Genomic DNA, 6,187 nt, shown 5'->3' with positions numbered 1-6,187 from the left:
AACCTGCCCGAAGGCACGGAAATGGTCATGCCGGGCGACAACCTGAAGTTCGAAGTCGAACTGATCGCACCGATCGCCATGGAAGACGGTCTGCGTTTCGCTATCCGCGAAGGCGGCCGCACCGTCGGCGCTGGCGTGGTGTCGAAAATCCTCGCTTGATTGGGGCTTCGGGGCCGCGTTTGTGGCCTCGGATACCTGATGCGAAGAAGAATTTGGATGGTGCGCCGACAGGCGCGCCATTCGCTCTTGACAGACTCAGGGCAGCCCCGTAGGGGACGCCTCTGATCTAGCTTTAGATTAAAGGTTCGATGCAGACACATATGAGGTGTCGTCTGCCTCTCAATCTTCACGCCATGCGAGAGGCATGACACATGAACGGCCAAAATATCCGCATCCGGCTCAAGGCGTTCGATTTCCGTGTGCTGGACGCCAGCACTCAAGAAATCGTTAACACCGCGAAGCGCACGGGTGCTACGGTGCGCGGACCCATTCCGCTGCCCAACAAAATTGAGAAATTCACGGTTCTGCGTGGTCCGCACATTGACAAGAAGTCGCGCGACCAGTGGGAAATCCGTACGCATAAGCGTCTTCTCGACATCGTCGATCCGACCCCGCAAACCGTGGACGCGCTGATGAAGCTCGACCTGGCTGCTGGTGTCGACGTCGAGATCAAGGTGTAAGGAGGGTCACATGCTTCGTACTGGTATTATTGCCAAGAAGTTGGGGATGACCCGGCTTTTCCTTGAAGATGGTCGTCAGGTTCCTGTGACCGTTCTTCAACTCGACAGCTTGCAGGTTGTGGCACAGCGCACGTCCGAACTCGACGGCTATTCGGCCGTTCAGCTTGGTGCGGGCGAGGCGAAAGCCAAGCGCACGACCGCTGCAATGCGTGGTCACTTCGCCAAGGCGAATGTGGCGCCCAAGCGCAAGGTCGCGGAATTCCGCGTTGCCGCCGAAAACCTGATCGAAGTGGGTGAGGAAATCACCGCCGATCATTACTTCGAAGGTCAGTTCGTGGATATCGCGGGCACCTCGATTGGTAAGGGGTTTGCGGGCGCGATGAAGCGTCACAACTTTGCCGGTCTGCGCGCCACGCACGGCGTCTCGATCAGCCACCGGTCGCATGGTTCGACTGGTCAGTGTCAAGACCCCGGTAAGGTGTTCAAAGGCAAGAAAATGGCTGGCCACATGGGCGCTGCCCGCGTGACGACCCAGAACCTGCAAGTGGTGAAAACCGATGCAGATCGCGGTCTGATCATGGTCAAAGGCTCGGTTCCCGGCGCCAAGGGCGGTTGGGTTACGGTCAAGGATGCGGTGAAAAAGCCGCTCTCTGACAACGTGATCTATCCGGCTGCGCTGAAATCGGCTGCTGCTGCTGCGCATAAGGCTGCTGAAGCCGCCGCCGCCGCTGCCGCTGCTGAGGAAGAAGCTGCACGTCAGGCCGCTGAGGCCGAAGCTGCTGCAGCCGAAGCCGCCGCGCTCAAGGAAGCTGAAGCGTCGATCGAGGCCGATAAGGCCGACGGTGGCGACGCTGCGCCTGAGGGAGACAAAGAATGAAACTCGATGTGATCAAGCTCGACGCCGGTAAATCCGGTTCGATCGACCTCGCGGATGAGATCTTTGGACTCGAGCCGCGCGCCGACATCTTGCACCGTGTGGTGCGCTGGCAGCGTGCGAAAGCACAGGCTGGCACTCACTCGACGCTCGGTCGTTCGGACGTGTCCTACTCGACCAAGAAGATCTATCGCCAAAAGGGCACGGGCGGCGCACGCCACGGCTCTCGCAAGGCTCCGATCTTCCGCAAAGGTGGCGTCTATAAAGGCCCGACCCCGCGCAGCCACGCCCACGACCTGCCCAAGAAGTTCCGGGCACTCGGTCTGAAGCATGCGCTGTCGTCCAAAGCCGCAACCGGCAATCTGATCGTTTTGGAGAACGCTGAGATGGCAGGGTCCAAAACCAAGGATCTGGCAAAAGCTGCCAAGGAGTTGGGTTGGAAACGCGTGCTGGTGATCGACGGGGCCGAGGTGAATGAAAACTTCGCCAAAGCCGCGCGCAACATCGAAGGCATCGACGTGCTGCCCTCGATGGGTGCCAACGTTTATGATATCCTTTTGCGTGACACGCTTGTGATCACGAAGGCGGGTATCGAAGCTCTGGAGGCCCGTCTGAAATGAGCAAGCTTGAAATGAATGCGAAACCCGAACATTACGACGTGATCGTCAAGCCGATCATCACCGAGAAAGCCACGATGGCCTCGGAGCATGGTGCGGTGGTTTTCGAAGTGTCGAAAGACAGCTCGAAGCCGCAGATCAAAGACGCCGTCGAAGTTCTCTTCGGCGTCAAGGTGAAGGCGGTCAACACCACCATCATCAAAGGCAAGACCAAGCGGTTCCGGGGTACCCCCGGTCGTCGCTCGGACGTGAAAAAAGCCTATGTGACGCTTGAAGAAGGCAACACGATCGACGTCTCCACTGGCCTGTAATCTGGCTGAGTCAAAACATTGGAGAGGCCCTCGCGCAAGCGGGGGCCTTTTTGTTTGGTGCGGTCTCGTGCGGTCGAAAGGGCGGGGCAGGGGCCTCACTTCTCGCGCAGGTAGCTTTCGGAGACGAAGCCCTTCAGGCTGCGCGCGCGCTCAAGCGTAACCTCGCACCAGCGCGTATTGCCAAGGCGCTGACAATTCTGCACCTTAACCCTCGTGCCGTTAGGAAGCCCGACGATCACCTTATACCCGACGCCCGGCCCTTCGCGCATCTTGAGCATATCCTCGCCCTTGACGCCGTAAACCTCATAGCTGCCGCGCCAACTGTCGGCGAGGGCAGGGGTGGCCACGAGACCTGCGACAAGAAGGGGGCTGGCCAACGCAAGCATTCGGATTTGACGCATCGTTTTCTCCTGTTATTTTTTGCCTCGCCGCCCAGTTTGCATGGAGCGCGAGCGAAACGCCAGTTGCCTGCGCGATTGCGTGCGAAACAGGGTTGCTTCCTATAGACACCCCTCGCCATCCCTGCTAGCTACGCGCCAGTCTCGCGGCCTCGGATTCGTTCCGGGGCCGGTGACTTTTGCATTCGGGGACCTTCGGGGCCCTACACATAAGCAGGCGGGGCAACCCGTCTCAAGCTAACGGAAGACAGAAAGCATGGCACTCAAGTCGTATAAACCGACGACGCCGGGCCAGCGTGGGCTGGTTCTGATCGACCGTTCGGAGCTTTGGAAAGGCCGTCCGGTCAAAGCCCTCACAGAGGGTTTGACCAAGACAGGTGGCCGGAACAACACCGGGCGGATCACGATGTGGCACAAAGGTGGTGGCGCGAAGCGTCTCTATCGCATCGTCGATTTCAAACGTCGCAAATTTGACATCTCGGCAACCGTCGAGCGTATCGAATATGACCCCAACCGCACTGCCTTTATTGCGCTCGTGCGCTATGAAGACAACGAGGTTGCCTATATCCTCGCACCCCAGCGTCTTGCTTTGGGTGACCGCGTGATCGCATCGGCCAAGGCCGACGTGAAGCCCGGCAACGCGATGCCCTTCTCGGGCATGCCGATCGGGACGATTGTTCACAACGTCGAACTCAAGCCCGGCAAGGGCGGTCAAATCGCACGCGCCGCAGGCACCTACGCCCAGTTCGTGGGTCGTGACGGTGGCTACGCGCAGCTGCGTTTGTCCTCGGGCGAGCTGCGTCTCGTGCGTCAGGAATGCATGGCCACCATCGGTGCCGTGTCCAACGCTGATCACAGCAACCAAAACCTCGGTAAAGCCGGTCGTAAGCGCCACATGGGCGTGCGTCCGACCGTTCGCGGTGTTGCAATGAACCCGATCGACCACCCGCATGGTGGTGGTGAAGGTCGCACTTCGGGTGGCCGTCATCCGGTGACGCCGTGGGGCAAGCCGACTAAAGGCAAGCGCACCCGCGTCAACAAGAAGACGGACCAGTACATCCTGCGTTCGCGTCACGCGAAGAAAAAGGGTCGTTAAGATATGTCTCGTTCTGTTTGGAAAGGCCCATTTGTTGACGCCTATCTGCTGAAAAAAGCAGAGAAGTCGCGCGATGCGGGCAAAAACGATGTGATCAAGATCTGGTCGCGCCGTTCCACCATCCTGCCGCAATTCGTGGGTCTCACGTTTGCAGTGTATAACGGCCACAAGCATATCCCGGTGAACGTCACCGAGGAAATGATCGGCCAGAAATTCGGTGAATACTCGCCGACCCGCACCTATTACGGGCATGCGGCTGACAAAAAAGCCAAGAGGAAGTAATCGTCATGGGTAAGGAAAAGAATCCGCGCCGCGTGGCGGACAACGAAGCAATGGCAAAAACCAAGATGCTTCGCACCTCGCCGCAAAAGCTCAACCTTGTTGCTGCGATGATCCGCGGTAAAAAGGTCGACAAAGCTCTCACCGATCTGACCTTCTCGAAGAAGCGGATCGCGGGCGACGTCAAGAAATGCCTGCAATCGGCAATCGCCAACGCTGAGAACAACCACGGTCTTGATGTGGACGAACTCGTCGTTGTCGAAGCTTGGGTTGGCAAAAACCTGGTGATGAAGCGTGGCCGTCCGCGGGCACGGGGCCGTTTCGGCAAGATCATGAAGCCGTTTTCGGAAATCACCATCAAGGTGCGTCAGATCGAGGAGCAAGCGTAATGGGTCAGAAGGTCAATCCGATCGGCATGCGCCTCCAGGTCAACCGCACCTGGGATAGCCGCTGGTACGCCGACACCAAAGACTACGGTAACCTGCTGCTGGAAGATCTCAAAATCCGCGAGTTCATCCACAAGGAAGCCAAGCAGGCCGGCGTCAGCCGCGTCATCATCGAGCGTCCGCACAAGAAATGCCGTGTGACCATTCACGCAGCACGTCCGGGCGTCATCATCGGCAAGAAAGGCGCAGACATTGAATCGCTGCGCAAGAAGCTGGCGAACTTCACCGACAGCGAGCTGCACCTGAACATCGTCGAAATCCGCAAGCCGGAACTCGACGCGCAGCTTGTGGCCGAGTCGATCGCTCAGCAGCTTGAGCGTCGTGTTTCGTTCCGTCGCGCGATGAAGCGCTCGGTGCAAAACGCAATGCGCATCGGTGCACTGGGTATTCGTGTGAACGTCGCTGGCCGTCTTGGCGGCGCCGAGATCGCGCGTACCGAGTGGTATCGTGAGGGTCGCGTGCCGCTGCACACCCTGCGTGCCGATATCGACTACGCCTTGTCCGAAGCCATGACCCCTTACGGGATCATCGGGATCAAGGTGTGGATCTTCAAAGGCGAGATCATGGAACATGATCCGCAAGCTCGCGACCGCAAGCACGCTGAGGCCCAAGAGGGTCCGGCACCGCGCGGCCCGCGTCGCGATCATCGCTGAGGGAGTAGATAGTCATGCTGCAACCGAAACGGACGAAATTCCGCAAGATGCACAAAGGCCGCATTCACGGCGAAGCCAAAGGCGGCTTTGACTTGAACTTCGGTCACTTCGGCCTCAAGGCCACCGCTCCCGAGCGCGTCACGGCACGCCAGATCGAGGCGGCTCGCCGCGCGATCACGCGTCACATGAAGCGTCAGGGCCGTGTTTGGATCCGGATCTTCCCGGATACCCCGGTGACCGCGAAGCCGACCGAAGTGCGTATGGGTAAAGGTAAGGGTTCGGTCGATTACTGGGCCGCCCGCGTCAAACCCGGCCGCGTGATGTTCGAAATCGACGGTGTGAACGAAGTCATCGCCCGCGAGGCCCTGCGCCTCGGCGCCGCGAAACTCTCGGTCGCCTGCCGCATCGTCGAGCGTCAGGACTGGTAAGAGGGCGTAGCTGCGTAAGGCAGTTTCGGACTTGGTTCCAGTGACAGACAAACGAAAGCCCCCGTCGAGCAATCGGCGGGGGCTTTTGGTTTGTGGGGGGGCGGTGGCTTTGAGCCCGAAGTGACAAATGCTGCATTGGGCCTAGATGCCGGCCATGAGGCGGGAACCGGAAGTTCGCTGCATGTGCCCGGTGTTCATCATGTGACCGATAAAAGCTGCCATTCCAGATCGGGGAAGACACTCATCGGAGTATAAACATCATCCATAAATCAATTCCCCTGATGCGTTGAATCTTTTTCCTCGACGTCATCCATCGCAGCCTTAAGAACTGACCTGAGCCCCAAGTTCCCTCCAGCTCTGGGCGGAGTCCTTAGGGTTAAATCTTTGGCGTTAGGCCGCCATCTT

The 6,187-nt window shown here is 58.9% G+C and carries 10 protein-coding genes and 1 pseudogene; 10 read left to right on the top strand and 1 reads right to left on the bottom strand.

The features are described from left to right. The 5 genes and pseudogenes from tuf to ACN0SD_RS20790 all read left to right on the top strand — a co-directional run. A pseudogene (tuf, locus tag ACN0SD_RS20810) lies at positions 1 to 159 on the top strand (elongation factor Tu); the annotation flags it as partial. A 212-nt stretch (positions 160 to 371) separates the two neighbouring features. Further along, positions 372 to 680: a 30S ribosomal protein S10 gene (gene rpsJ / locus ACN0SD_RS20805; protein WP_038130254.1), complete on the top strand. Its 309-nt coding sequence runs from the start codon at positions 372 to 374 to the stop codon at positions 678 to 680. Positions 681 to 690: 10 nt separating this feature from the next. Then, positions 691 to 1,557 (top strand): 50S ribosomal protein L3, encoded by an 867-nt coding sequence (gene rplC / locus ACN0SD_RS20800; RefSeq protein ID WP_417810065.1) that lies wholly within the window; start codon positions 691 to 693, stop codon positions 1,555 to 1,557. After that, positions 1,554 to 2,174 (top strand): 50S ribosomal protein L4, encoded by a 621-nt coding sequence (gene rplD, locus ACN0SD_RS20795; RefSeq protein ID WP_417810064.1) that lies wholly within the window; start codon positions 1,554 to 1,556, stop codon positions 2,172 to 2,174. The genes rplC and rplD overlap by 4 nt, the downstream gene beginning before the upstream one ends. Before the next feature lie 11 nt (positions 2,175 to 2,185). Continuing rightward, the gene (locus tag ACN0SD_RS20790; protein WP_417810066.1) at positions 2,186 to 2,482 is read left to right on the top strand and encodes a 50S ribosomal protein L23; all 297 of its coding nucleotides are present in this window, start codon (positions 2,186 to 2,188) and stop codon (positions 2,480 to 2,482) included. A 95-nt stretch (positions 2,483 to 2,577) separates the two neighbouring features. Here ACN0SD_RS20790 and ACN0SD_RS20785 read toward each other — a convergent pair whose 3' ends face one another. Further along, positions 2,578 to 2,883 (bottom strand): SH3 domain-containing protein, encoded by a 306-nt coding sequence (locus tag ACN0SD_RS20785; protein ID WP_417810063.1) that lies wholly within the window; start codon positions 2,881 to 2,883, stop codon positions 2,578 to 2,580. A 253-nt stretch (positions 2,884 to 3,136) separates the two neighbouring features. On the opposite strand from ACN0SD_RS20785, the gene rplB reads away from it, so the two are divergent. From rplB to rplP, 5 genes are read left to right on the top strand one after another with little or no spacing between them, the layout of a single operon-like run. Then, positions 3,137 to 3,976, top strand: a complete 840-nt coding sequence (gene rplB, locus ACN0SD_RS20780; protein ID WP_038130259.1) for a 50S ribosomal protein L2 — start codon at positions 3,137 to 3,139, stop codon at positions 3,974 to 3,976. Positions 3,977 to 3,979: 3 nt separating this feature from the next. Continuing rightward, entirely contained in the window at positions 3,980 to 4,258 is a 279-nt protein-coding gene (gene rpsS, locus ACN0SD_RS20775; protein ID WP_038130260.1) for a 30S ribosomal protein S19, read from the top strand. A 5-nt stretch (positions 4,259 to 4,263) separates the two neighbouring features. Then, entirely contained in the window at positions 4,264 to 4,644 is a 381-nt protein-coding gene (gene rplV / locus ACN0SD_RS20770; RefSeq protein ID WP_038130262.1) for a 50S ribosomal protein L22, read from the top strand. Continuing rightward, positions 4,644 to 5,354, top strand: coding sequence for a 30S ribosomal protein S3 (gene rpsC / locus ACN0SD_RS20765; RefSeq protein ID WP_038130264.1), 711 nt, complete (start codon positions 4,644 to 4,646; stop codon positions 5,352 to 5,354). The genes rplV and rpsC overlap by 1 nt, the downstream gene beginning before the upstream one ends. 14 nt (positions 5,355 to 5,368) lie before the next feature. Further along, the gene (gene rplP / locus ACN0SD_RS20760; protein ID WP_295533066.1) at positions 5,369 to 5,782 is read left to right on the top strand and encodes a 50S ribosomal protein L16; all 414 of its coding nucleotides are present in this window, start codon (positions 5,369 to 5,371) and stop codon (positions 5,780 to 5,782) included. Positions 5,783 to 6,187 lie beyond the last annotated feature (405 nt).

The sequence above is a fragment of the Thioclava sp. genome, assembly GCF_048263065.1.
Taxonomy (GTDB): Bacteria; Pseudomonadota; Alphaproteobacteria; order Rhodobacterales; family Rhodobacteraceae; genus Thioclava.
This window is presented reverse-complemented; position numbering and strand designations above follow the sequence as displayed.

What these genes read in the sequence shown, in the direction of transcription:
- rpsJ (WP_038130254.1), top strand. Translation starts at nt 372, where the DNA reads ATGAACGGCCAAAATATCCGCATCCGGCTCAAGGCGTTCGATTTCCGT.
- rplC (WP_417810065.1), top strand. Translation starts at nt 691, where the DNA reads ATGCTTCGTACTGGTATTATTGCCAAGAAGTTGGGGATGACCCGGCTT.
- rplD (WP_417810064.1), top strand. Translation starts at nt 1,554, where the DNA reads ATGAAACTCGATGTGATCAAGCTCGACGCCGGTAAATCCGGTTCGATC.
- ACN0SD_RS20790 (WP_417810066.1), top strand. Translation starts at nt 2,186, where the DNA reads ATGAATGCGAAACCCGAACATTACGACGTGATCGTCAAGCCGATCATC.
- ACN0SD_RS20785 (WP_417810063.1), bottom strand. Translation starts at nt 2,883, where the DNA reads ATGCGTCAAATCCGAATGCTTGCGTTGGCCAGCCCCCTTCTTGTCGCA.
- rplB (WP_038130259.1), top strand. Translation starts at nt 3,137, where the DNA reads ATGGCACTCAAGTCGTATAAACCGACGACGCCGGGCCAGCGTGGGCTG.
- rpsS (WP_038130260.1), top strand. Translation starts at nt 3,980, where the DNA reads ATGTCTCGTTCTGTTTGGAAAGGCCCATTTGTTGACGCCTATCTGCTG.
- rplV (WP_038130262.1), top strand. Translation starts at nt 4,264, where the DNA reads ATGGGTAAGGAAAAGAATCCGCGCCGCGTGGCGGACAACGAAGCAATG.
- rpsC (WP_038130264.1), top strand. Translation starts at nt 4,644, where the DNA reads ATGGGTCAGAAGGTCAATCCGATCGGCATGCGCCTCCAGGTCAACCGC.
- rplP (WP_295533066.1), top strand. Translation starts at nt 5,369, where the DNA reads ATGCTGCAACCGAAACGGACGAAATTCCGCAAGATGCACAAAGGCCGC.